Raw genomic sequence first — 23,737 nt, 5'->3', positions numbered from 1 at the left:
ACCCTCACGATCAGTCATTATTTCTGCTGCTTGAGCTCATGGAACTTCTTCATCACTCCTGCTTTGCTCAGCAGGTTGCGGACTGTGTCGGATGCTTGCGCACCGTTTTGCAGCCACGCCAGTGCTTTATCTTCATCGATTCTTACGTCAGCCGGTTGGTTGACCGGATTGTAGTAACCGATTTCTTCGATAAAACGGCCGTCACGTGGGGAACGGGAATCCGATACCACGATACGGTAGAAAGGAGCTTTATGAGCACCCATGCGTTTCAGACGAATACGTACTGCCACGAAATTCACCTCCTTCAACAAAATAATCTCTGGGTGACAACCCTTCCCCTAGCGGAGAGGCGGCTGTCTATATACAAATGCAGTGATTAACGGAAAGGAAACTTCATGCCGCCTTTGCCGGCCAATCCTTTCAGCTGCTTTAAAGCTTTGCCCTTCGGACCCTTCGGTCCCATCATATCCGAGAACTGCTTCATCATCCGGCGCATCTCGTCAAACTGCTTGATCAGCCGGTTGACCTCGGCGAGCGATGTGCCGCTGCCGGTCGCAATCCGCTTGCGGCGGTTGTGGTTGATGATATCCGGATTCTGTTTCTCGGCCTTCGTCATCGAGAAGACAATCGCCTCAATGCGGCCCATCTGCTTCTCGTCGACCTTCAAATCCTTGGTCTGCTTCAGCTTGCCCATCCCCGGGATCATGTCCATGATCTGGTCGATCGGGCCAAGCTTCTTCACCTGCTCCATCTGCTCCAGGAAATCGTCGAACGTAAATTCGGCGTTACGCATTTTACGTTCCATTTCCTTGGCTTTCTCCGTGTCGATATTCGACTGGGCTTTCTCGATCAGCGAGAGCATGTCGCCCATGCCGAGGATCCGGGAAGCCATCCGCTCCGGATGGAACGGCTCCAGCGCATCGATCTTCTCGCCGAGCGCTGCAAACTTGATCGGACAGCCGGTTACGGCCTTAACGGACAGCGCGGCACCGCCGCGGGTATCGCCGTCAAGCTTGGTCAGCACAACGCCCGTCAGATCCAGCTGCTTGTTGAAGTGATCCGCAACGTTGACGGCATCCTGGCCTGTCATCGCGTCCACAACCAGCAGCACCTCGTCCGGCTTCACCTCGCTGTGGATTTGGCGCAGCTCTTCCATCAGCTCTTCATCGATGTGCAGGCGGCCCGCCGTATCGATGATCAGATAATCGTTCCCGTTATCCTTGGCATGCTGATAAGCCTGCTTCGCGATTTCCACCGGGCTTGTCTTGTCGCCGAGTGTAAATACAGGTACGCCGATCTGCTCACCCAGCACCTGAAGCTGCTTGATCGCCGCAGGGCGGTAAATATCGCCCGCCGCCATCAGCGGACGGTGGTTCTGCTTCTGCAGCAACTTCGCCAGCTTGCCTGATGTCGTCGTCTTACCGGCCCCTTGCAAACCTACCATCATTATGACGGTCGGAGGCTTGTTCGCCTTCGCCAGCTTCGCCTGGCTTCCGCCCATCAGCTCGGTCAGTTCTTTATTAACGATGTCGATGATGACCATGCCCGGCGTGAAGCTCTCCATCACTTCGGTACCGACGGCCTTCTCTTTCACCTTGGCGACGAAATCCTTGACGACCTTAAAGTTAACGTCAGCTTCCAGGAGCGCAAGACGCACCTCGCGCATCGCTTCGTTAACGTCATCCTCGGACACCTTGCCTTTGCCGCGCAGCTTGCTGAACACGTTCTGCAGCCGGCTCGTCAATCCTTCAAATGCCATGAACCGCCACCTCCTTCTAACGCTTTATTCCAATTGCTGCAATTGATTTATGATTTGATATATTCTCGTTTTATCGGATTCAGACATGCTGCTGGACTCCGTAATGCTCTGCAGCCGCTCAAGTTCTTGGCTACGCTGCTCATGCTTCTGCAGCAGTCCCAGCTTCTCTTCATACATGTCCAGCACCTGCTCAGCCCGCTTGATATGCTCATAGACGGCCTGACGGCTGATGTCGAACTCGGCTGCAATCTCCCCGAGGGAGAAATCGTCATGAAAGTAATATTTAAGGAACGTCTGCTGCTTCTCTGTCAGCAGCTGTTCATAGAAATCAAACAAAAGGTTGATTCGATTCGTCTTCTCGAGCCGATTCTCCTGACTCACTGAGGGACACTCCCTTCGTCAAGGAAAAACACTTTACAGTTCTTCAACGTTCCCTATCATACAGAAAACAAAGAAAGATGTCAAGCAAATATCCTTGTCATCTTGAAAAGTTTCTTGTTTCTCTCTTTACGACCAAGGAAGCAGATAGATCAGCACCGCAAAGAAATGCATCACGCTCCCGCCAAGCACAAACAAATGCCAAATCGCATGGTGATACGGAAAGCCCCTCCACACGTAAAAAATGGTACCAAGCGTGTACAGGATCCCGCCGGCAGCCAGCAGCCAGATGCCTCCCGAAGCTACGGCAGCCGTCAGAGGCCCCCAGGCAACCACGACCATCCACCCCATAATAATGTAGAAAATCGTGGACATAAACAGAAATCGCTTCGTAAAAAATGCCTTGAACACGCAGCCGAGCAGTGCAATCCCCCATACGGTAGCGAACAGCGACCATCCCAGCGGTCCCCGGATCGCAACCAGCATAAACGGCGTATACGAGCCCGCAATGAACAAGTAAATCGAGGAATGGTCAAAAATTTCGAACAGATCCTTGACCCTGCCCTCCTTAAAACTGTGTACCAAGGTGGAGTTGATATACAAAATCAGCATCGTCGTCCCGTAGATCGAAAAGCTGGCGATATGCCATGCCGTCCCCTTCATGGTGGAAAATACGATCAGCAGCACCAATGCGGCAACGCTGAGCAGCGCCCCGATGCCGTGGGTAATGGCGTTCGCCACTTCTTCCTTCCGGGTGTAAGTGTGTGTATTAGCCATAAACAACCCTTTCATCAATCCTTTTATTTTCACCATTATAACCTCCAAGCCGCCCGCATTTCCACTTTCCCTGGGCTTATCCCATGGCGGGGCTCATGATGGACTGACATGCTATCCGTGTCGGCCAGGCTCTTTCCCCATTTCGGCTGTAATTGGTCCTTTCATCCAATTCTATAAAGCTATCAAAGCATATATTGTAAGCGGCTGGTTGAAAGGAGGTATGTAAACTATGGCAATCATTATTTATCCGAAAACGATGAACTGGAAGTACATGAAGCAGCGGCCGCAGCAGCTCATGACTCAGCTAGGGGCCAGGGGCCACCTCGTATTCTTTGAAAACCTGGCGCCGCTGGACCGTGAATTCATAGAAGTGGAGCCGAACGTGTTTTTGTTCACCGACCATCACGCCTTTATGAAGAAGCTGAAGAAGCTTCGCGAAGACCATGCGGTCGTGGGCTGGACCACCTGGGCCAAACAGCGCACACGTCTGACTTCCCTCTACCGTCCGGATGCCATCATTTATGATTGCTGTGATGAGTTTCCGCACTGGGCCAAGTATGAAGTCAAGATGGTGGATGCTTCCGACCATTTGGTCTGCACAGCCGAATCCATCCGGATGCGCCTGGAGCTGGCCTATCCTGATAAACCGGTAACTCTGATCCCGAACGGAGCTGATGCTTCCTTCTTCGATCCCGCTCCGTCCCAGCGCCCTCATGACCTGCCGCAGGGGAAAGTCGCCGCCTATATCGGCGCCTGGGCCTACTGGCTCGATCACGATCTGTTCGCGAAGATGGCGTCGCTCTATCCTGACGTGCATTTCGTGTCTATCGGTGCCGCCTACGGCGATATCCCCGACTATGCGAAGCTTCCGAATGTTCATGTGCTGGGCGAGAAGCCTCACACCGAGCTCAAAACATATCTTCAGCATATCGACGTCGCGTTAATCCCTTTTCAGTATCACCCCATTACCTTGGCAACCAATCCTGTAAAAGCTTATGAATATATGGCATCAGGTGTGCCTGTACTGTCGACGGCGCTTCCGGAATGCATCCGCATGGAACCCCATGTCACGACGGCGACCACACACGACGATTTTATCGCCAAGCTCGGCCGGATGCTGGAAGAGCCCGACTCCCGTGAACAGCGGCTGGCTCGAATCGAATATGCGCGGAGCAACCGCTGGGAAGACCGGGGCGAAGCCGCGCACCAGGTTATCATGAACACCCTACGGAACAAGAGCGAGCAGAAGTTTTAATGAAAGGAGGCGTTTATCGTTGAACATTGGAGTATGCGGTTATTACGGCATGGGCAACTTCGGTGACGATCTTTTTCTGAGAACGCTGCAGCAGGTATTCGAAGGCCATGTGGTGTATCCGTGGACCAGCCGTCTCGATCCGGCACAAACCGACCACGTCATTATCGGGGGCGGGGACTTGATCACGCCGTATTCGTTTAACCCTTATTATTTTCCGGATGCGCTCAAGAACCACCCCAAATGGCTGTACGGCGTCGGCATCGTGGACAACTACCCGGAATCCAGCTGGCCAGCGGACCAGGTTGCGAAATACAGGAATTATATCCGCACGGCGCAAATGGCCGTATTCCGGGACAGCCGTTCGGCCGATATTGCCCAAAGAGCCGGATTCCATCAGCATGTTCAGCAGGCCCACGATATCGTATTTGCGTACAGGCAGCCTGACTACCCAGTCAAACGATTCTCCAGCCGGCCGACCATCGGCCTATGCCTGTTTGCTTACCCTTCGTTCCCGTTTGAAAATATGCTGCAGCTATCGCTCCACCTGATCCGGCAGGGTTACCACCTTGTGTTTATCCCCGTGATCAACCAACCCACTAATATTTACTCGGACCTTACGGTCTGCCAGCAAATGCTCTCCCGGATTAAGGAGGCCCTCCCGGGGGCATCCGCCGAAACGCTGCCTATGCTGATGGAATTAGACCTGACGTACAGCTATATCCAGTCTGTCGATTATTTGATCACCTACAAGCTCCACCCCGCCCTGGTCGCCCTGCGCGCCGGGAAACCGGTATTCGCCCTGAGCCAGATGCGCAAGGTTGAGAGCCTGCTGGATGCGTTCGGGATGAAAAAATACTACTGCGATTACAAGCTGCCTTACGAAGATTTGCAAAACAGGGTCGACGCGTTTCTGGAGGAAAGTCCCAAAGAAATAAAGCTGCAGGAAAAGGCGATCCGCCGCGCGGAGCGTGAAAGCCTGCATCAGCTGCGTCGGCTTAAGGAAGAAATCGAGTCTTACCGATCATAGTCCCTTTCGGGAAAGCAACTGCCAATGAATTAAAGGAGGAGAATAAGAGCCATGACGTTTTTCTGGAATCATAAGCATTGGAAAATCCGGATCCGACAGCTGCATGATCAGATCCTGCATCTGAGCCATGAGCTGCATCATGTGAAGGATGACGTGCGTCAGATTGAAACAAAGCTGAATGAGCACTTGTGGGAATGGAAGGAGCTTAAGGAGGAAATCAGACGGCTGGCCCGACGGATCGAGGAGTTGGAGTCGCTGGCGGATCGCGTTGCGAGACTGGAAGAAGAAGTTATGACGGGCATTACGGACAATCCCGAGCTGCACGCCTACTTTGCAGGCAAGATCGGCAGCGAGGTACGGGTGGATACGGCCAGTGCTACCCTGCAGGGCGTCGTGCTGACGGTAGCCGAAGACGCGGTCGAACTCCGCGAGAGCGGCGGTGACCTGCTGATCATTCCGTTCAGCCGGATTACTTCGGTTCAGTAACCAATGACAATCAATCCCACTCGAAAGGAGAACAACCATGGATTTCAAAGAATTGGTTCGCGGCTTCATAAACTCGGAAGTCGAAGTCATGACGCCCGGCGATATGATCACCGGCACGCTCATCTCGGTTAACGACGCTTCATTGATGCTGAAGGTTCCGCCGGTTATGTACGGCCCACCGGGGGATGTGGCCATCGTGCCGCTCCGGTCGGTCGAGTTTGTCCGAGTGCTGACGGATTAACGGATATGACAGGTTTGACGGGTTTGTCGGGTTCGAACAGCGACCCGCAGCTCGTCGATTCACTTCACGGTCAGACCTCAAGGATGTCTGATTGCTTCTGTTTGAAGCCAAAAATGCGGCGAGGCTGGAGGCATTTTGCTCGGCCCAACGCAAAAAAGAAGGGTGGCTGCATGCCATCCTTCTTTTTGTTTGTTTTTTATGCAAGTATCCCTTCCGTACACGGATCAGTGCTGCGTTTCATCCTGCGCTGCGCCTTCCGCCTCCTGCTCCTGGATCAGTCCGGCGAACAGGGCATGAACAAACTGCTGGGAATCAAACGGCTGCAAATCCTCCATTTTCTCACCAAGGCCTACGAGCTTCACCGGAAGGTTGAGCTCCTGGCGGATCGCCACGACGATACCGCCTTTCGCCGTACCGTCAAGCTTCGTCAGAACAAGGCCGGTGACCCCGCTCTTCTCCCCGAACAGCTTGGCTTGGCTGAGCGCGTTCTGTCCCGTCGTTGCGTCAAGCACCATCAGCACCTCATGCGGAGCGCCCGGAATTTCCCGCTGAATGACGCGGAAAATTTTGTTCAGCTCCTCCATCAGGTTCGTTTTGTTCTGCAGGCGTCCCGCCGTGTCGCAGATCAGCACATCCGCCTGGCGCTGCTTGGCAGCCTGAACCGCGTCAAACATGACCGCGGCCGGATCGGAGCCGGCATGCTGCTTGATGACCTCTACGCCTGCGCGTTCGCCCCACACTTCGAGCTGCTCGATCGCCCCGGCACGGAAAGTATCGCCGGCGGCAAGAAGCACCTTTTTGCCTTCCTGCTTGAAGCGGTGGGCGAGCTTACCGATCGTCGTCGTCTTGCCGACGCCGTTGACCCCGACAAACAGGATGACGGTAATGCCATCTTCGTTCATACGGAGCGCGTTGTCGTCATCGCCGCGCAGCAGCTCCATCAATTTCTGCGAAAGGATCGGCTGCAGCTCCACCGCATCCTCAATCCGCTGCTTCTTCACTTCGGTACGCAGATCGTCGATCAGCTCCATGACCGTGTTCACGCCCACGTCCGCGCCGATCAGAATTTCCTCGAGCTCCTCATAGAACTCCTCGTCGATTTTTTTGCGGCGCGTCATCAGGTCGGTGACCCGTTCCACGAATCCTTTGCGCGTTTTTTCCAATCCGTCCCGGAACTGCTTCGTTACGGATTCAGTCTTGCTTGAAATGCTCTCTCTCAGCTTTCTGAAAAAGCTCATAGGTCTCCTCCATCTCTAAGGTTGAATATGCTTAAGCAATTTCCGCTTCGTCGTCTTCCAGCCGCACAGACACCAGCTTCGATACGCCGCCCTCTTCCATCGTAACCCCGTACAGGACGTCGGCTTCTTCCATCGTTCCCTTGCGGTGGGTCACAACGATAAACTGGGTCTGCTCGGAAAACTCACGGAGATACTGCGCGAACCGTGTCACGTTCGCTTCGTCGAGCGCGGCTTCGACCTCGTCCAGCACGCAGAACGGCACCGGCTTGACCTGCAAAATCGCAAACAGCAGCGCCATCGCCGTCAGCGCCCTTTCTCCGCCGGAGAGCAGCTGCAGGTTCTGCAGCTTTTTGCCCGGGGGCTGGGCCACGATGTCGATGCCGGTCTCGAGCAGATGCTCCGGATCCAACAGCACCAGATCCGCCCGGCCGCCGCCAAACAGCTTCACGAAGACGGTACCGAACTCGCGGCGGATGGCGTCAAAGGTATGCTTGAACCGCTTCGACATTTCGTCATCCATCTCGCGGATGACCTCATAGAGCGTCGTCTTCGCTTCCACCAGGTCCTGCTTCTGCTCATTCAGGAATTCGTACCGCTCGTTGACCCGCTGGTATTCCTCGATCGCACCGAGGTTGACGTCGCCCAGCGCGGTGATGCCCCGCTTGAGCTCGCGCACCTCGGTCTGAACCGCAGGCACGTCATCCGGAATCGGATAGCGCTGCTTGGCCAGCTCGTAGCTCAGCTCATAATCGTCGCTGAGCTTCTTCAGAATGTTCTCCAGCTCCACGTCAAGCCGGTTCACGCCGATTTCGGTCTGGCGCAGCTGATCCTCCACCGCCTTGAGGCGCGTCCGCTGCTCTTTCGTTTCGCTCTCTTCCAGCTCCAGCTTCTTCGACAGCTGCGTCCGGGCCGCCCGCTTGAAGTCCAGCTGCTCGGATGCCTGCTCCTTCTTGAGCCGGTACCGGTTCAAATCTTCGATCTGCTGAATGGATTCCTTCGCGTTGGTCTCCAGATCCGCCTCGATCGAAGCGAGCAGCGTCTTCGTCTGGCGCAGCTCTTTATCATGCGAATTGAATTCGCTTTGCATTCGTTTTAACTGCTCCTCCAAGGAGAAGCATTCCTGATCCAGCTTGCCTTCCCTGACTTTAAGCTGGGTAAGCTGGCTCTGCAGCTCCTCCTTCGCCGATTCGCTCGCCTTGCGGGCAAATTCGGCAGCTTGGATGGCTTGATGCGTCGCCTTTTCTTCTTCCTCCAGCTCGGCCAGCTTCTTAACAGCATTCGCCCGGGCTTCCTCAAGCTCCTTGTTCTCCTCGTTAAAGCCAGTCTTCTCCTGATCGGCCACTTCCACCTGTTCCAGCACATGCCGCAGCTCATGCTCCAGCTGCTTCAGGTCGCTGGACAAGCGCTGCTCCTCGATGCGCTTCTCGTCGCCGGACTGGCGCAGCTCGTCCAGCTTGGCCTGCGTTTCGGTCAGCTGAACCTTGACCTCCTGAATGCTCTGGCGGAGCTTGCGCAGCTGAACCTCCGTATCGTTGATCTCCTGATCGAGCTGGTCCAGCTGGCGCTTGCGGCCGAGCAGGCTGCTGTTCTTCTTATGCTGGCTGCCGCCTGTCATCGAACCGCCGGCATTGACGACGTCGCCTTCCAGCGTGACGACCCGGTAGCGGTATTGGCATCTGGCGGCAATCCGGTTCGCCACTTCCAGGCTTTCCGCGATGATAACGTTGCCGAGCAAGCTGCCGACGACCGGCGCATACCGGCCATCAAATTGCACCAGGTCGGCCCCGATGCCGACGAAGCCTTCCACGCCTTCCACCATCGAGCGGTCACCCGCCGAAATGTTGCGGGGCCGGATGACGTCGAGCGGCAGGAAGGTCGCACGGCCGAGCTGCCGCTGCTTCAGAAAGGAAATCGCCTGGCGCGAGACCGCTTCATTATCCATGACGATATGCTGAAGGGATGCGCCGAGCGCGGTTTCCATCGCCAGCTCCAGCTTCTCAGGCACGCGGATCAGCTCGGCCACAGCCCCGTGCACGCCGGACAGGATGGAGCGCCGGGACGCTTTCAGCACTTCCTTGACGCCCAGCATAAAGCCGTCAAAATCATCGGCCATCTCTTTCATCGTATCCCGGCGGGATACCTGAGCTTCGCGCTTCTGCTCCCATTTGCGGAGCGTGCCCTGGCTCTCGTCCAGAAGCCGCTGCAGCGATTGATACCGCTCGCTCTCGCTTATGTACCCGCCGCGCAGCTCGCGGATTTCCCCGCCCAGCTTCTCGATGGCCGAATCCAGCTGCTGCTTACGCTTCAGCAGCTCCTCCTTCTGGGTTTCCCACTTGCCGGTTTCCTCCGCGGCGCGGTTCATCCGGCGGGAGAGCGCCTCCTGCTGCTGATCCGCATAGCGGATCTCGTTGCGGGTCTGCGCCATCTGGTTCATCAGCTCCAGCAGCGTCCCCTTTAACGTTTCTTCCTGCTGCTGGCTGATGCCTCCAGTCACGCCGGCCAGCTTCGATTCTTCGGCCGACAGCTGATCCCGAAGCGCCTTAAGCTCGTCCCGCGAAGCTTCCAGCTTGGAATTCAGCAGGTCGATTTCCGCTTTGCGGTCTTCGAATCTCTCGTCCCCTGCCGTCAGCGACCCGGCCAGCTGCTCCCGGTTCGCTTCCAGGTTTCGCTTGCGTTCACGGAGCACCTCTGCATAGCCTTCGCTTTTCTCATAAGCTTCGCTGTACTGAAGCAGCTCGCCCTGCAGCGTCTCCACTTCTTCCTCCAGCTTGCGGAGCTGGGCGCGGTCGCTCTCGAGCTTGGCGTCATGCGCCGACACGACGGTGGACAGCTGAAGCTGTTCTTCCTGCAGCACGGCGAGCTTGGCATTCGCTTCGCTCCAGGAGGCGTGAATCTGCTCGATCTGGTACACGTAGAGCGAAATTTCCTTATGCTTCAGCTGCTCTCGCAGCTGTTTATAGTGGATCGCCTTCTCGGACTGCTCCTTCAGCGGACCGATCTGATCCTCCAGCTCAACGACCAGGTCGTGGATCCGAACCAGATTCTGCTCGGTCTCATCCAGCTTGCGGACGGCGTCCTTTTTACGGGATTTATATTTAACGATGCCCGATGCCTCTTCAAAAATACCTCTGCGGTCTTCGGACCGGGTGCTCAAAATCTCCTCGATCCGGCCCTGACCGATAATGGAATATGCCTCTTTGCCGATGCCTGTGTCCATGAACAGCTCCGTGATGTCCTTCAGGCGGCAGGACTGCTTGTTGATAAAATATTCGCTGTCTCCGCTGCGGTGCACACGGCGCGTCACAGTCACCTCGTTAAAATCGAGGGACAGGGCATGATCCTCATTATCCAGGGTCAGCGACACCTCGCCGAAATTGACGGCTTTGCGCGCATCGCTTCCCGCAAAGATAATATCCTCCATCTTGCCCCCGCGCAGCGACTTGGCACTCTGTTCCCCGAGCACCCAGCGGATGCCGTCGGAAATGTTGCTCTTGCCACTGCCGTTGGGACCGACGACAGCCGTAATTCCGCGGACAAATTCCATTTCCGTTTTGTCGGCAAACGATTTGAAACCGGCTAATTCGATCCGTTTTAAAAACATATTCCCTCAATCACCTCTAAACCTAATAATACCACAACATTGCAGCTTGCGAGGACAAGCATATTCCCAATGAATAAAGAGCAAAAAGCAGTCTGAAGGCTCTTCCTGCCATCCATCCGAAAGGCGACTGCTCTTTGCTCTTTGTTTGTCCATGCTTTACAGGGAGCCGTTACCGGCCAGCTTCAGCTGCTTCAGCGCTTCGGCCGCAGCCTGCTGCTCCGCCTCTTTCTTCGAGCGGCCCGATCCTCTTCCCACACGCTCATTCCCCATATACACCTCGGAGACAAACTCGCGTTCATGCGCCGGACCGCGTTCCTCCACAATCCGGTATTCCAGAACGCCCATGTTATGGTGCTGCGTCAGCTCCTGCAGCTCTGTCTTGAAATCGCTCATGTGCACTTTGCCGCCCTCTTCCAGCAGCGGAAACACGTAGCGGTCCAGAAACGCCCGCGCCGCTTCCAGGCCTTGGTCAAGGTACAGCGCTCCTACAAACGATTCAAACACATCCGCAAGCAGGGCCGGGCGGGTTCTCCCGCCGGTCAGCTCTTCACCTTTTCCCAGCAGAACGTACTGCCCGAACTCCAGCTGCTCGGCAAATTTCACCAGCGACGGTTCACAGACGATCGCCGCACGCAGCTTGGTCAGCTCTCCTTCGGGCCGGTTCGGAAACAGATTGTACAAATACTCGGAAACCGTCAGCTCCAGCACGGCGTCGCCCAGAAATTCCAGGCGCTCGTTATCCTGCTGCTGGCTGAAACGGTGCTCATTGACGTAGGAAGCGTGGGTAAAAGCCTGCTTCAACAGCAGCCGATTGTGAAATTGGATTTGAAGTTTCTGTTGTAACTGCTTCAGATCTCCACTCAACAAATCGTCCCCTTACTGCTCGAATTTCTTCAGGATTACAGTGGCGTTGTGGCCGCCGAATCCAAAAGAGTTAGACATGACAACGTCCAAATCAGCCTTTCGTGCAACGTTCGGAACATAATCCAGATCGCATTCCGGATCCGGGTTGTCCAAGTTAATGGTTGGCGCCAGCATCTGGTTCTGCAGCGACAGGCCGCAAATGACCGCTTCAACGCCGCCAGCGGCTCCCAGCAGGTGACCCGTCATCGATTTCGTCGAGCTTACCGCAACCTTGTATGCATGGTCTCCCAGCGCTTTCTTGATCGCGATCGTCTCGGAACGGTCTCCAACCGGCGTCGACGTGCCATGCGCGTTGATGTAGTCCACGTCCTCCGGCTGAATGCCCGCATCGCGCATCGCCATAGACATACAGCGCGCCGGTCCGTCCGGATCGGGCTCGGTCATGTGGTGAGCGTCGCCGCTCAGCCCATAGCCGATCACTTCGGCGATAATGTTGGCCCCGCGTTTTTGCGCGTGCTCCAGCGATTCCAGAACGAGAATCCCTGCACCTTCACCCATGACGAATCCGTCACGGCCGGTGTCAAACGGACGGCTCGCTTTCTCCGGTTCGTCATTGCGGGTGGACATGGCGCGCATAGCGCAAAAGCCGGCCATTCCCGTCGGCCGGATGGTCGCTTCAGCTCCGCCGCAGATCATCACGTCGGCATCGCCGCGCTGGATCAGCTTGTACGAGTCGCCGATAGCGTGCGATCCGGTCGCACATGCCGTCACAGGCGTCGTGTTCGGGCCTTTGGCGCCCAGCATAATCGACAATTGGCCGGAGGCCATGTTCGCAATCATCATCGGGATGAAGAACGGGCTGACCCGCTTCGGTCCCTTCTCCAGCAAAACGTTATGCTGGTCTTCCCATGTTCCGAGGCCGCCGATGCCGGAACCGATGGATACGCCCACCCGGTTCGGATCGGAGTGCTTCTGAATATCCAGCCCACTGTGCTCAAGGGCCGCTTTGCCGGCGACAACGGCAAATTGGACGAATCGGTCCATCTTGCGCGCATCCTTCCGGTCCATAAACGCCTCGGGATTAAAGTCTTTCACCGAAGCGGCAATCTGTGTAGGGTAGTCGCTGACATCAAAGGATTCGATCTGGGACACACCGGATTTGCCTTCCATCAGGTTATTCCAGAAAGTGTCCAAATCGTGGCCCAGTGACGTAACAACACCCATCCCGGTAACAACCACTCTGTGCATCAATAAGTTCACCTCTATATAAACAGCATCTGCAAAATCAATTATCCTATTTGTAAAGCCGATTCACTTGGAAAATGAGGAGAAGTCCCGCCTGTAAGAGCAGTACGGGACTTATCAAATGACTTAGGTATGAGATTGTATGTAGTTTACAACTTCACCTACGGTCGTAATTTTCTCTGCATCTTCATCAGAGATTTCCAGATCGAATTCATCTTCCAATTCCATCACCAGTTCAACAACGTCGAGAGAATCAGCACCAAGATCATCTTTAAAAGATGCTTCCAGTGTAACCTCGGCTTCGTCAGCACCCAAGCGATCGACGACAATGCGTTTTACACGCTCCAATACATCGGACATCCGGTTCACCTCCTCTTTGGTATTATACGAGAAAAGTTTTCAAAATGCCATAGACGCAATGAAAACGGTTATCTCGCTGTTTTTCCTAGATTTCCGGTATTACATGTACATACCGCCATCCACATGAAGCGTCTGCCCTGTCATGTAGGATGCCCCTTCCGTCGCTAGGAAAACCACGACTTTGGCAATTTCTTCAGGCTGTCCGAGGCGGGCGAGCGGAATGTCTTCCAGCATCTTCGCCCGGAGATCCTCAGGCAGCTCTCGTGTCATATCGGTATCAATAAAACCTGGTGCGACACAGTTAACGGTGATGCCACGCGAGGCGAGCTCACGCGCAGACGATTTGGTTAGGCCAATTACCCCCGCTTTGGCGGCGACGTAATTGGCCTGCCCGGCGTTGCCCAGAACACCGACGACCGATGAAATGTTGATGATCCGGCCGTAGCGCTGCTTCATCATCGGACGGCTGACTGCTTTGAGGCAGTTGAACACGCCCTTCAGATTCGTTTCGATCACCTGATCGAATTCTTCCTCTTTCATGCGCATCAGCAAGTTATCCCGGGTAATCCCCGCATTGTTGACCAAAATATCGATTTTGCCCCACGCTGCAACGACCTCTTTAACGAGATCTTCGGCCTGTTCGCTTTTACCGACATTGCCTTGAACGGTGATCGCCTCCACGCCAAGCGCACGGATCTGCTCCGCGACCTCCTTGGCGGCGGCTTCGCTGCCTGAATAGTTGACGGCTACGTTAGCCCCGGCTTCGGCCAGCGCAAGCGCGATGCTGCGGCCGATCCCGCGGGAGCCGCCGGTAACGAGTGCTGTCTGTCCCTGTAAAGGCTTAGACATGCCCATTCCTCCTTTCCTAGAGTATACCCAAAGATTCCTGCGTAATCATTGTTCAAGACTGGCCTTGAGCGTCTCCAGACTGCTTACGTTAATCAGCTTGACGGATTTATCCGTCTTTTTGATCAAGCCGGTCAGCACGTTTCCGGGACCGATCTCGACAAACGTATCCACCCCTTGGGAGATGAGATAGGTCACCGTATCCTCCCACAGCACGGGAGAGTATACCTGCTCCACCAGCAATCCGCGGATTTCCTCCGCAGACGCGGCCGGACGGGCCGTCACGTTCGCAATCACGGGAATAGCCGGTTCATCGAAGTGAAGCGGCTGCAGCTTCCCGCCCAGCTTCTCGGCAGCCGATTTCATCAGCGAGGAATGGAAAGGTCCGCTTACCTCAAGCGGGATCGCTCTTTTTCCTCCGGCTTCTTTCACGCGCTCGCCCACAAGGGCAACGCCCTCCTTCGAGCCGGAGACGACGATCTGCCCCGGGCAGTTCAGGTTGGCCAGCTCCACGAGATGTCCTTCGGCCGTGATGCTGCGGCACAGCTCGGCCAGCGCTTCGCGTTCGGCACCGAGCACGGCGGCCATGGCCCCTTGTCCGCCCGGAACCGCCTGCTCCATAAATTCGCCGCGCGCACGGACCGTTCCTACCGCATCCTCAAAGCTCAGCACGCCGGAAGCCACCAGGGCGCTGTATTCGCCCAGGCTGTGTCCGGCGACAAAGTCAGGAGTAACGCCTTGTTCGCGAACCGCCTCGAATGCCGCAACGCTGGCCGTCAGGAGCGCAGGCTGCGTATTGAAGGTCTTCTTCAGCTCACTGTCCGGACCTTCAAAAATCATATTCGTCATCGGGAATCCCAGCACCTCGTCCGCACTTTCGAAAATGCGACGGGAAGCGGGAACCGCATCATAGAAATCTTTACCCATTCCGACGGATTGGGCCCCTTGTCCGGGAAACACAAACGCAACTTTCCCCATTGCTCAGGCTCCTCTCGTATACTTCTTGATGCAAAGCTTCTATTGTATTGCTTAGTAAGCCAATTGTATTGCTTAATAAGCCAATTCACTTCGTAAGCTATCGATTGATCATTCACATAAGATGAATCATTATGATTACCAGATCAGCACCGATGCGCCCCAGGTCAATCCTCCGCCGAAGCCGACCATTAGCACGCAGTCGCCTTCCTTCATCCGGTCTTCCTCCGCCGCTTCCACCAGCGCGAGAGGAATGGAGGCCGCCGACGTATTGGCGTACTTATCTACGTTGATGACGCATTTATCCGGCGAAAGGTCCAGGCGCTCCATGGCGGATTGAATGATACGGATGTTCGCCTGGTGCGGCACGAACAGGTCGATATCGGCCTTCGTTTTGCCTGCCTTGCGCAGGACGTCTTCCGTGGCCGTATTCATGACGCGGACCGCAAATTTGAATACTTCGCGCCCGTTCATATAAATGTAGTGCTTCTTGCCTTCGAGGGTTTCCTGGGACGCCGGCAGTCTGGAACCGCCAGCTTCCAGTTTCAGCAGCGTACCGCCGGCCCCTTCGGCTCCGAGGTCAAAGGACTGAAATCCCCGGCCTTCGGGAACTTCGCCCAGGATGACGGCTCCCGCGCCGTCACCGAACAGCACGCAGGTGTTGCGGTCGGTATAATCCGTAATCCGCGACAGCGTGTCGGCGCCGATGACCAAAGCGTTGTTGTACATGCCGGTCTTGATAAAATTGCTCGCCGTCGCAAGGCCGTAGACGAAGCCGGAGCAGGCAGCAGACAGGTCGAACGCGGCGGCTTGCTTGGCGCCGAGCTTGTCCTGCAGAATGCAGGCCGTTGACGGAAAGAACGTATCCGGGGTGATGGTTGCGACAACGATCAGGTCCAGCTCTTCAGCCGACATCCCGGCGGACTCGAGCGCCTTCAGGGCCGCTTCATAACACAGGTCCGAAGTCGCTTGTTCCGGAGAAGCGATATGCCGCTCGCGGATCCCGGTGCGGGAGACGATCCATTCGTCGTTCGTCTCTACCATCTTTTCCAGATCGCTGTTGGTTAATATTTTCTCAGGAACGTATTTGCCTGTGCCGATGATGCCTACTGAACGTAATTTTTCCATTCTCTTGTCACTCACTTCCCGCTGATTTCCTTGGATATACTCTCAACCAGTTGATTCTGCAGTGCAACGCGGGCCTGCCGGACCGCGTTCTTGATGGCGTTGCCGTCCGCCGAGCCGTGACTCTTGACGACAAGTCCGCTCAGGCCGAGCAGAGGGGCGCCTCCGTGCTCCTTGTAGTCCAGCTTGCCTTTCAAATTACGCAGCTGAGGCATAAGCAGGGCGGCCCCAAGCTTGCTGCGCATATTCTGGGTGAACTGCTCCTTCAGCAGCTTGAACATCGCGCCGGCCGTTCCTTCCACAGCCTTCAGCAAGATATTGCCGGCAAATCCGTCGCACACGAGGACGTCGCAGCTCCCGAGCATAATATCCCGGGCTTCCACGTTGCCGATGAAGTTGATCGGAAGCTCCTGAAGGAGCGGGAACGCCAGCTTGGTGAGCTCGTTCCCCTTCCCTGCTTCGGTGCCCACGTTCAGCAGGCCGACCCGGGGATTGTTCACGCCCATCACCTTCTCGCGGTAGAGGCTGCCCATCAGCGCATACTGCGCCAAATGCTCGGGCTTTGCGTCCATATTCGCGCCCAGATCCAGGGCCAGCACGCCAGCTTCGTCAAGCGTCGGGATCATGGGAGCCAGAGCCGGACGCTCAATCCCTTCCATCCGTCCGACAACCAGCAATCCGGTCGTCATCAGCGCTCCCGTGTTGCCTGCCGAAATCATGGCTTCCGCCTGCTTCTCCTTCAGCATCCGTCCCGCCACGACCATGGAAGCATCCTTTTTGCGCCGGACGGCTTTAACCGGTTCATCCTCGGCTTCGATTACTTCACCCGCATGATGGACCGTCAGATTGGAGGGAACCGTCCCTCCGCCTTGCTTCAGGAGCGGCAGCAACCGCTGCTCGTCCCCGACCAGAACGATCTGCGTATCTTTCCATTCGGCGGCGGCAGCCAAAGCTCCTTCCACGTTGCACTCCGGCGCATGGTCACCGCCCATGGCATCAATGGCGATCCGCATACTGTACTCCTCCTTCGCTGTTATCCTCGCCCGTCGATCTGTATATCAGAAAGTTCCCCTGGAACACCATTTCCTCGCCCACATACGTGAACACCTCAACCTTGGCCTTCCCCTTCTGGCCGGCCATAGACCGGACATAAGCTTTGGCGATGCACTTCTCTCCCAGATGTACCTGCCGCAGAAACCGGATGTCTGCCGATGCGGTCAAGGCAATCTCGTCGTTAATGAGAGCAACTGCCAGCGAGTTGGCCTGGGCGAACACATAATGTCCGCGGGCGATATGGTTTCGGGTGAACACATGTTCTTCCCGTATTTCAAAAATGGAAATGCCGCTCTTGTCCAGCTGCAGATCCACGACATCCCCGACAACCTCATCAAGCTGCAAGGAGCGAACTTGATCATAGGAGTGCTCTGCCATCTGCTTCATTCGTTCCCGCAGTTCCGGGATGCCTAGCTCCATCCGGTCAAGCCGGATCGTCTGAATGCTGACCTTCAGCTCACGCGTCAGTTCGCGGTCGGTCACAAACGGATTTTGTTCGATAATCTTCAAAAGCTGCTGATGCCGCTGCTTCTTGGGCAACCGTTCGATGTGAGGCACCTCCCTGTCATGTCTTGTCCGTCCATGAATGTGGAACACAAACAGTCTATGAAGTTCGTCAATAGAATTCACAGGAAAAAAGAATCAATCCGGACAGTTTTCATTAGAACCTGGTACTAATGTAGTATAAAGCATGACGGGTCAAAAAGAAAGTGACAAAAAAAATAGCACCTCACCAAAGATGAAGTACTACTTGATTGTTTTTGGCATTACTGCGAAATGATTTCTCTTGATTTATACGTTCCGCACACTTTGCATACGTGGTGAGCAAGCTTCAATTCTCCGCATTGTTCACATTTCACCATGCCCGGCACTGCCAGTTTAAAGTGAGTACGACGCTTGTCACGACGTGTCTTGGACGTTCTCCGTTGAGGTACTGCCATGTTCCCACCTCCTTATTTCAATCAACCGGGGTCCCGAAGGGCCCGGAGGAATGCATTCATGCTCATTTGAAAAAGTCTTTTAGCGCTGCAAGCCGTGGATCTACCACTTCATTGTTACAGCCGCAGGCACCTTCGTTCAAGTCTCTTCCGCACGTAGGGCACAGGCCTTTGCAGGATTCCTTGCACACGACGGTCATCGGAAGATTCAGGATAAAGGATTCCTCCACGTAAGGGACGAGCTCCACAGTCTCGTTGTCCACATATATGGTTTCATCTTCTTCGTCCTCGGCTTCCTCAGGCTGCTTCTTAAGCTTGAACTGCTCGTGGAATGGAATATCCAAATGCTCATGCACCGGTGTCAGACAGCGTGAACAGGACATGTCCAGCTGTACGGATAACTCGCCTTGAACATCCACTGTATCGGGACCGACATACGAGGCTGTAAGTTCCGCTGTGAGCGGTCCGTCGGCCTTGATGTCACCCAGTCCTTTAAGCAGCGGACTTACATCCACTTGCTGACGGAGCTGCAGCGGCTCGCTGCTGGCTGCCATTTTCCTGAATTGAAAGTGCATATACATCACTCCAAACAAACAAAAATTATTATACCGATTTCCGGGGAACTTTGTCAATAGTTTCACCTTGACCTTACGTTCCCCCTTATTGTGACTGGATGCCATTCGTTTTATGATATATTTTATAACAGCCGTTAACCACGGGTGCCCAAAATGAAACGATGGAGCTGAAGACCATGTCCGCAGTCGGCCTGATTGTCGAATATAATCCTTTACATAACGGCCACGTCCACCATTATACCAGAGCCAAGGAAGTGACGGGTGCCGAGCATGCCGTCGCGGTGCTGAGCGGGCCGTTCCTGCAGCGGGGCGAGCCGGGGCTCGTCAGCAAATACGCCCGCGCCGAAATGGCGCTGGCCATGGGTGCCGACCTGGTAATCGAGCTGCCGGCCGCATATGCCGTTCAGCCTGCCGAATGGTTTGCCTACGGCGCCGTCGCGCTGCTGAACGCCACCGGTGTCGTCGACAGCGTCTGCTTCGGAACCGAAAGCGGGACGCTGGAAGTGCTGCAGCCGCTGGCCCGCATGCTGGCGCATGAAAGCGAAGAGCTTCAAGGCCATATCGCGCACTATTTGGGCCAGGGGATGAGCTACCCTTCCGCCTACGCGGCAGCCGCCGAGGCTCTGGCGGGAAGCGGCGGCTGGAAGGAGGATATTCTCCAGCTGCTCCATAAGCCGAACCATACGCTCGGCCTGCATTATTTGATCGCGCTCGAGCGCCTTGGCAGCCGTATGCGCCCCTACACCATCCCGCGCATCCACGCGGGATATCACGATGAAGTGCCTGGGCATACGAATATAGCCAGCGCCACCGCGGTGCGCCGCATGCTGCTCGGCCCGGCCCCTGACGAGGCGGCTCCGTATGTGCCGGCCACGACGCTCGCGATTTTGAAGCGGGAATTTGCCGCCGGACGCGGGCCGATCACCTGGGAATCGTTCCGGCAGCCGCTTCTGCACCTGCTGCTCACCACGCCTCCCGAGCAGCTCGCGGCCCTGCACGAAGTGACGGAAGGGCTCGAGCATCGCCTGGGCAAGCTGCTGCCGGCCCTGACGGGAGCCGATGTGGCCGGCCTGCTCGCCGCCTTAAAGACAAAGCGCTATACCCATACGAAGCTGCAGCGGATGCTGGTGCATATTTTGCTTCGACACTCGAAGGAGCAGCTCGCTCCTGCGCGTCTTGCGGAAGGCCCCGGCTATTTAAGGATCCTGGGATTCAACAAGACGGGACAGGCTCTGCTCAAGCAGATGAAAAAGACGGCCTCCCTACCGGTGGTAATGAAGCCGTCCGCCTTCTCCCATGACCAGCTGGACCTGGACCTCCGGGCGGCGGCAGCATATGCGAACGCGTACGACGCGCCGTCGCCGGACGATTGGTACCGCGACTATAGGCAGCCGCCGGTCATGATTTAGCCTGCAGCTGGTTCATATAGTCCATCGCCTGCTCGAGGGTATTGACCTGAACCAGCTTCATTTTCGTTTTAATCTGATCCGCTTTGGCTTTCGCCTCGTTATAGTTATCTTTCGGAACGAAGAAAATATCAGCATTCTCCCGATCCGCCGCCACAATCTTATGCTGGACGCCTCCGATCGCCCCGACCGTACCGTTCTTGTCGATCGTGCCTGTGCCTGCGACCCGGTAGCCCTTGGTCAGATCCCCGGGCGTCAGCTGGTTGACGATTTCCATCGAGAACATAAGGCCGGCGGAAGGCCCTCCGATCCGCGTATCCTTGAACTGGACCTGATGGCCCGGATCCTTCGTCTTGACCGCCTGCATCGTCGCTATGGTGACCCCGAGGCCGGCCCGGGTGCTTCCCGTTTTCTGATCCTTGATCGGAATCAGCTTCAGCTTCTGCTCCAGCGTTTTGCCGCTCCGAAGCAGCTTGACGGTGACCTCATCGCCCACGTTCATCGGTTTCAGAATGCCGGCGAGCGCCGTATTGTCCGGGACCGGCTTGCCGTTGACTTCCTCAATGCGGTCGCCGGGCTTGAAGTATTTGTTGTTCACCGAATCGTCCGGCGTCGAGAACACAAACAAATACTCAGGAACGATGCTGAACGGCACCTTGGCTTCCCGGTAAGCCGCCTCCATCGCGGAGGACTGGGAGTCGCTCATCATGTAGACCTGCTCCGCCGCATACTCATCCTCGCTCATATCCCCGAGTCTCGCCTGCTTCTTGGCGACCTCATCGTTCGGGTTGAACACCGACATGACGAGCATGGCGATATTGGCATAACTTGCCGCCACCGTCGTCATCATGAAGGTTCCGCGCTCCTCCGTATCCCCTTTGGCAATCGACAGCATCGGCTTCACCTCGTTGGCGCTGCCCGGCTGATAAATAATGTATGGTGTCGGCATATATACGCACACGTACACCATGACCGCCACCACGAAAATGTACAGCAGAAGGCGCAAGCCCTCTCTTCTGCGCGGCCGTCTCATATTGTTGCCATCTTTCATTCCCATCCCTGCTCCCTGGTCTTATGGTTGTCTTCCCCGCATAGATTGGGTACTAGCTATGTTTACTCTTAAGAGGTGAAAATCATGAAAAAAACGACGCAGCGTCCTTCTCCCAAAGCCATGACGCTTATGCTGGGAGCGTGCGCAGCAGCTCTCGTGGCCGGTATCGTCAGTTCCCCTGCCCCCGCTTTTCAGGCTTCCCTTCAAGGCCTGAACCTATGGTGGAAAATCGTGTTTCCCGGGCTTTTGCCTTTTCTCGTCCTGTCGGAAATTCTGATCGCTTACGGCTGGGTGAGTGCCCTAGGCGCTTTTCTGGAGCCGCTGATGAAGAAGCTGTTCCGGCTGCCCGGCACCGGCGGATGGGTCATGGCTATGGGGCTGACCACCGGTTTTCCGGGCGGTGCCCAGGCGGTCCAGCAGCTTCATGCCCAGGGCAGTCTTCAGGCCGAAGAAGCGGGCAAGCTCGCGGCCCTATCCCACTTCTGCAACCCGGTGATGATTCTCGTCGTGGTAGCCACCGGTCTGATGCACGATCCGGCCCTGGGCTACGGCTTGATCGCCGTTCATTGGATCGCCGGCATCCTGGCCTATCTGACCGTCCACCGGCGCATCAGAACGAAAGGAGCCGCCCCTGCGTCAGACAAGCCTCGGCAGCAGCGGCTGGAGGGCAAGCCTGCCCCGCTGCCTGCCCGCGTTCTTCAAGCGGCGGAGGAAGCCCGCGCCAAAGACGGACGCAGCTTCGGCCGGCTGCTTGGCGACTCCGTCACGCATGCCGTCCAGGTGCTGATGATGATCGGCGGCTACATCATTATTTTCTCCGTTGTCATCCAAATTGCCGGCCGGGTGACGACCGCCCGGCTTCCGATTCCGGATTACGCATTATCAAGCCTCTTCGAGGTTCATTTGGGCGCCCGGGACATCAGTGCCGCCGCGTTTGCTTCCGGGGGGCTGCAGTGGTCCGTTCTGTCTGCTCTCCTCGGATTCAGCGGCATCAGCGCCCTGCTGCAGTCCATGTCCCTGATCCGCAAAACCGGGGCTCCGCTTATGCCCATGGTCTGGACCCGGATTCTTCATGGGGCGTATGCCTTTGCCCTGACATGGTTGACCTGGGCTCCGCTCGCCGCATTGTTGGGCCGTATTCATCCCGTTTATTCCGAGAACGGCCCGTTCAGCGGCAGCCGCGGCCCGATAGAGGATCTGTGGGTACTGATGCCCCAGGTGCTGAAGTGGCAGGGACTCTTGCTCGCCTCCATCCTCGGCGCCTTGATCGTCCTTCTGATTGTGGTTCCCCGTCGCGCCAAAACGGTCCGGCGTTAAAATTTACTGCGCAGCGCCTTCTCCACTTCCGGCGGAACCAGATCCGTCACGTCTCCGTGATAGGCGGCGATCTCCTTGACGATGCTTGAGCTGAGATAGGAGTACTTCGGATTCGTCATCATAAAGACGGTCTCCGCCTCCGGGTTCAGCTTATGATTGGTCGACGCCATCTGCATCTCGTATTCAAAATCGGTGACGGAGCGAATGCCGCGCATGATAGCCTGGGCATTTTTCTGCCGCACATAGTTGGCCGTCAGGTCGCGGAAGCTGTCCACTTCGATATTCGGGATATGCCCGGTTACCTGCCGGATCAAATCCATCCGCTCTTCTACCGTAAACAGCGGGTTTTTGCTCCGGTTGTTGAGTACAGCAACGATCAGCACGTCAAACTGCTTCGCAGCCCGCTGGATGATGTCGAGATGCCCCATGGTTACCGGATCGAAGCTGCCCGGATATACGGCAATGCGCTGCTTGCTATTCGTTTCGCTCATCTTGCCCTCCTGCCCGCGAATCGTCGTCGGACGAATCCGCTGTATGTTCTTCGTATCTATAGATCGATACGGCCGTTTCACCGTACACCGCATGCCGGACGCAGGTAAACGAGCCGAACTCGGCGGGGTATTCGTAGCCTGACTCATGCTCCAGAACAATGACCGCGCCTTGCCGCAGCATATGCTTGTCCTGCATAAGGAGCATGAGCTCGTCCCCATTCTTCATCCGGTACGGCGGATCCAGAAAAACAGCGTCCAGGACCAGCCCCCGCTTTTCCAAAGCCTTCAGCGCCCGGACCGCATCGTTCCGGTACACTTCCGCTTGTCCCTCCATCTTGGTCGCCTTGAGATTCGCCCGAATCGTCTCAATGCTCTTCAGGTCCATGTCGACGAGCACCGCCCGTTCCATGCCCCGGCTGAGCGCCTCGATCGCCAGTCCCCCGGTTCCCGCAAATAAATCGAGAACGGTCCCTCCGTCAAAATAAGGCCCGATCATGCTGAAAATCGCTTCCTTGACCTTGTCGGTCGTCGGGCGGGTACCCATGCCCGGCACCGCCTTCAGCGGCCTGCCCTTTGCGCTTCCCGAAACAACTCTCACTTGCTTTTCACCCATTCTATCGATGAAACCGCAGTTTCACTTGATCTTGTCCGTATTCCGTTATTCTTCATCCTATGGCGTCATATCATGCCCGAATTTCGCGAGGGATATCGAATTTTGCGGAATACGCA

Annotated in this window: 25 protein-coding genes; 6 read left to right on the top strand and 19 right to left on the bottom strand. The window is 56.1% G+C overall.

The genetic code is table 11. The annotated features are described in order from the left end of the window. Positions 1-17: 17 nt before the first annotated feature. From rpsP to trhA, 4 genes are all read right to left on the bottom strand, one after another. Complete coding sequence (rpsP, locus tag KI379_RS07335) at positions 18-290, bottom strand: 30S ribosomal protein S16 (protein ID WP_105443645.1); 273 nt, start codon at positions 288-290, stop codon at positions 18-20. Between the two features lie 86 nt (positions 291-376). Then, positions 377-1,759: a signal recognition particle protein gene (gene ffh / locus KI379_RS07330; RefSeq protein ID WP_145134972.1), complete on the bottom strand. Its 1,383-nt coding sequence runs from the start codon at positions 1,757-1,759 to the stop codon at positions 377-379. A gap of 24 nt (positions 1,760-1,783) precedes the next feature. Beyond that, a complete protein-coding gene (locus KI379_RS07325; protein WP_089546527.1) occupies positions 1,784-2,140 on the bottom strand; it encodes a putative DNA-binding protein in 357 nt (118 codons plus the stop codon). A 126-nt stretch (positions 2,141-2,266) separates the two neighbouring features. Next, the gene (trhA, locus tag KI379_RS07320) at positions 2,267-2,914 is read right to left on the bottom strand and encodes a PAQR family membrane homeostasis protein TrhA (protein ID WP_116231771.1); all 648 of its coding nucleotides are present in this window, start codon (positions 2,912-2,914) and stop codon (positions 2,267-2,269) included. Between the two features lie 229 nt (positions 2,915-3,143). On the opposite strand from trhA, the gene KI379_RS07315 reads away from it, so the two are divergent. Genes KI379_RS07315 through KI379_RS07300 form a run of 4 tightly spaced genes read left to right on the top strand, consistent with a single transcriptional unit; the run spans position 3,144 to position 5,923 of the window. Beyond that, positions 3,144-4,169 (top strand): glycosyltransferase, encoded by a 1,026-nt coding sequence (locus KI379_RS07315; RefSeq protein WP_212983198.1) that lies wholly within the window; start codon positions 3,144-3,146, stop codon positions 4,167-4,169. 19 nt (positions 4,170-4,188) lie between these two features. Continuing rightward, positions 4,189-5,196, top strand: coding sequence for a polysaccharide pyruvyl transferase family protein (locus tag KI379_RS07310; RefSeq protein ID WP_212983197.1), 1,008 nt, complete (start codon positions 4,189-4,191; stop codon positions 5,194-5,196). 51 nt (positions 5,197-5,247) lie between these two features. Continuing rightward, positions 5,248-5,682 (top strand): hypothetical protein, encoded by a 435-nt coding sequence (locus KI379_RS07305; RefSeq protein ID WP_244867304.1) that lies wholly within the window; start codon positions 5,248-5,250, stop codon positions 5,680-5,682. A gap of 37 nt (positions 5,683-5,719) precedes the next feature. Then, positions 5,720-5,923 carry a hypothetical protein gene (locus KI379_RS07300; RefSeq protein ID WP_076168236.1) on the top strand — a complete coding sequence of 68 codons (204 nt, stop codon included), beginning with the start codon at positions 5,720-5,722 and terminating at the stop codon, positions 5,921-5,923. 224 nt (positions 5,924-6,147) lie between these two features. Here the strand turns inward: KI379_RS07300 and ftsY are convergent, their stop codons facing one another. From ftsY to KI379_RS07240, 12 genes are all read right to left on the bottom strand, one after another. Next, positions 6,148-7,161, bottom strand: a complete 1,014-nt coding sequence (gene ftsY, locus KI379_RS07295; protein WP_076168238.1) for a signal recognition particle-docking protein FtsY — start codon at positions 7,159-7,161, stop codon at positions 6,148-6,150. A gap of 31 nt (positions 7,162-7,192) precedes the next feature. Next, positions 7,193-10,762 carry a chromosome segregation protein SMC gene (gene smc, locus KI379_RS07290; protein ID WP_212983196.1) on the bottom strand — a complete coding sequence of 1,190 codons (3,570 nt, stop codon included), beginning with the start codon at positions 10,760-10,762 and terminating at the stop codon, positions 7,193-7,195. 156 nt (positions 10,763-10,918) lie between these two features. Then, on the bottom strand, positions 10,919-11,626 hold the full coding sequence (gene rnc / locus KI379_RS07285; RefSeq protein WP_076168242.1) for a ribonuclease III: 708 nt from the start codon (positions 11,624-11,626) through the stop codon (positions 10,919-10,921). 12 nt (positions 11,627-11,638) lie between these two features. After that, the gene (fabF, locus tag KI379_RS07280) at positions 11,639-12,877 is read right to left on the bottom strand and encodes a beta-ketoacyl-ACP synthase II (protein ID WP_089546522.1); all 1,239 of its coding nucleotides are present in this window, start codon (positions 12,875-12,877) and stop codon (positions 11,639-11,641) included. Positions 12,878-12,997: 120 nt separating this feature from the next. After that, a complete protein-coding gene (acpP, locus tag KI379_RS07275; RefSeq protein ID WP_019638123.1) occupies positions 12,998-13,231 on the bottom strand; it encodes an acyl carrier protein in 234 nt (77 codons plus the stop codon). Between the two features lie 99 nt (positions 13,232-13,330). After that, positions 13,331-14,080 (bottom strand): 3-oxoacyl-[acyl-carrier-protein] reductase, encoded by a 750-nt coding sequence (fabG, locus tag KI379_RS07270; protein WP_076168247.1) that lies wholly within the window; start codon positions 14,078-14,080, stop codon positions 13,331-13,333. A 45-nt stretch (positions 14,081-14,125) separates the two neighbouring features. Further along, on the bottom strand, positions 14,126-15,055 hold the full coding sequence (fabD, locus tag KI379_RS07265) for an ACP S-malonyltransferase (RefSeq protein WP_212983195.1): 930 nt from the start codon (positions 15,053-15,055) through the stop codon (positions 14,126-14,128). 135 nt (positions 15,056-15,190) lie between these two features. Then, entirely contained in the window at positions 15,191-16,180 is a 990-nt protein-coding gene (locus KI379_RS07260; protein WP_212983194.1) for a beta-ketoacyl-ACP synthase III, read from the bottom strand. 11 nt (positions 16,181-16,191) lie between these two features. Next, positions 16,192-17,190 carry a phosphate acyltransferase PlsX gene (gene plsX, locus KI379_RS07255; RefSeq protein ID WP_212983193.1) on the bottom strand — a complete coding sequence of 333 codons (999 nt, stop codon included), beginning with the start codon at positions 17,188-17,190 and terminating at the stop codon, positions 16,192-16,194. Continuing rightward, positions 17,174-17,770, bottom strand: coding sequence for a transcription factor FapR (gene fapR, locus KI379_RS07250; protein ID WP_076168257.1), 597 nt, complete (start codon positions 17,768-17,770; stop codon positions 17,174-17,176). Before fapR ends, plsX begins: the two co-directional genes overlap by 17 nt. Positions 17,771-17,997: 227 nt before the next feature. Further along, a complete protein-coding gene (rpmF, locus tag KI379_RS07245) occupies positions 17,998-18,171 on the bottom strand; it encodes a 50S ribosomal protein L32 (protein WP_036645943.1) in 174 nt (57 codons plus the stop codon). A 62-nt stretch (positions 18,172-18,233) separates the two neighbouring features. Beyond that, positions 18,234-18,743 (bottom strand): YceD family protein, encoded by a 510-nt coding sequence (locus KI379_RS07240; RefSeq protein ID WP_076168259.1) that lies wholly within the window; start codon positions 18,741-18,743, stop codon positions 18,234-18,236. Positions 18,744-18,919: 176 nt separating this feature from the next. Here KI379_RS07240 and KI379_RS07235 point away from each other — a divergent pair, with 176 nt between their 5' ends. Further along, positions 18,920-20,152 carry a nucleotidyltransferase gene (locus KI379_RS07235; RefSeq protein ID WP_212983192.1) on the top strand — a complete coding sequence of 411 codons (1,233 nt, stop codon included), beginning with the start codon at positions 18,920-18,922 and terminating at the stop codon, positions 20,150-20,152. On the opposite strand, the gene KI379_RS07230 is transcribed toward KI379_RS07235, so the two are convergent. Further along, positions 20,142-21,182 (bottom strand): SepM family pheromone-processing serine protease, encoded by a 1,041-nt coding sequence (locus KI379_RS07230; protein ID WP_212984634.1) that lies wholly within the window; start codon positions 21,180-21,182, stop codon positions 20,142-20,144. The two genes, KI379_RS07235 and KI379_RS07230, sit on opposite strands and share 11 nt — an antisense overlap. Positions 21,183-21,284: 102 nt before the next feature. On the opposite strand from KI379_RS07230, the gene KI379_RS07225 reads away from it, so the two are divergent. Further along, the gene (locus tag KI379_RS07225; protein ID WP_212983191.1) at positions 21,285-22,517 is read left to right on the top strand and encodes a nucleoside recognition domain-containing protein; all 1,233 of its coding nucleotides are present in this window, start codon (positions 21,285-21,287) and stop codon (positions 22,515-22,517) included. Here the strand turns inward: KI379_RS07225 and coaD are convergent. Continuing rightward, positions 22,514-23,008 carry a pantetheine-phosphate adenylyltransferase gene (coaD, locus tag KI379_RS07220; protein WP_076168267.1) on the bottom strand — a complete coding sequence of 165 codons (495 nt, stop codon included), beginning with the start codon at positions 23,006-23,008 and terminating at the stop codon, positions 22,514-22,516. The genes KI379_RS07225 and coaD overlap by 4 nt on opposite strands. Further along, positions 22,992-23,606 carry a 16S rRNA (guanine(966)-N(2))-methyltransferase RsmD gene (gene rsmD, locus KI379_RS07215; RefSeq protein WP_212983190.1) on the bottom strand — a complete coding sequence of 205 codons (615 nt, stop codon included), beginning with the start codon at positions 23,604-23,606 and terminating at the stop codon, positions 22,992-22,994. The genes coaD and rsmD overlap by 17 nt, the downstream gene beginning before the upstream one ends. Positions 23,607-23,737: the final 131 nt, after the last annotated feature.

The sequence above is a fragment of the Paenibacillus cineris genome (assembly GCF_018333335.1).
GTDB lineage: Bacteria > Bacillota > Bacilli > Paenibacillales > Paenibacillaceae > Paenibacillus_AQ > Paenibacillus_AQ favisporus.
This window is presented reverse-complemented; position numbering and strand designations above follow the sequence as displayed.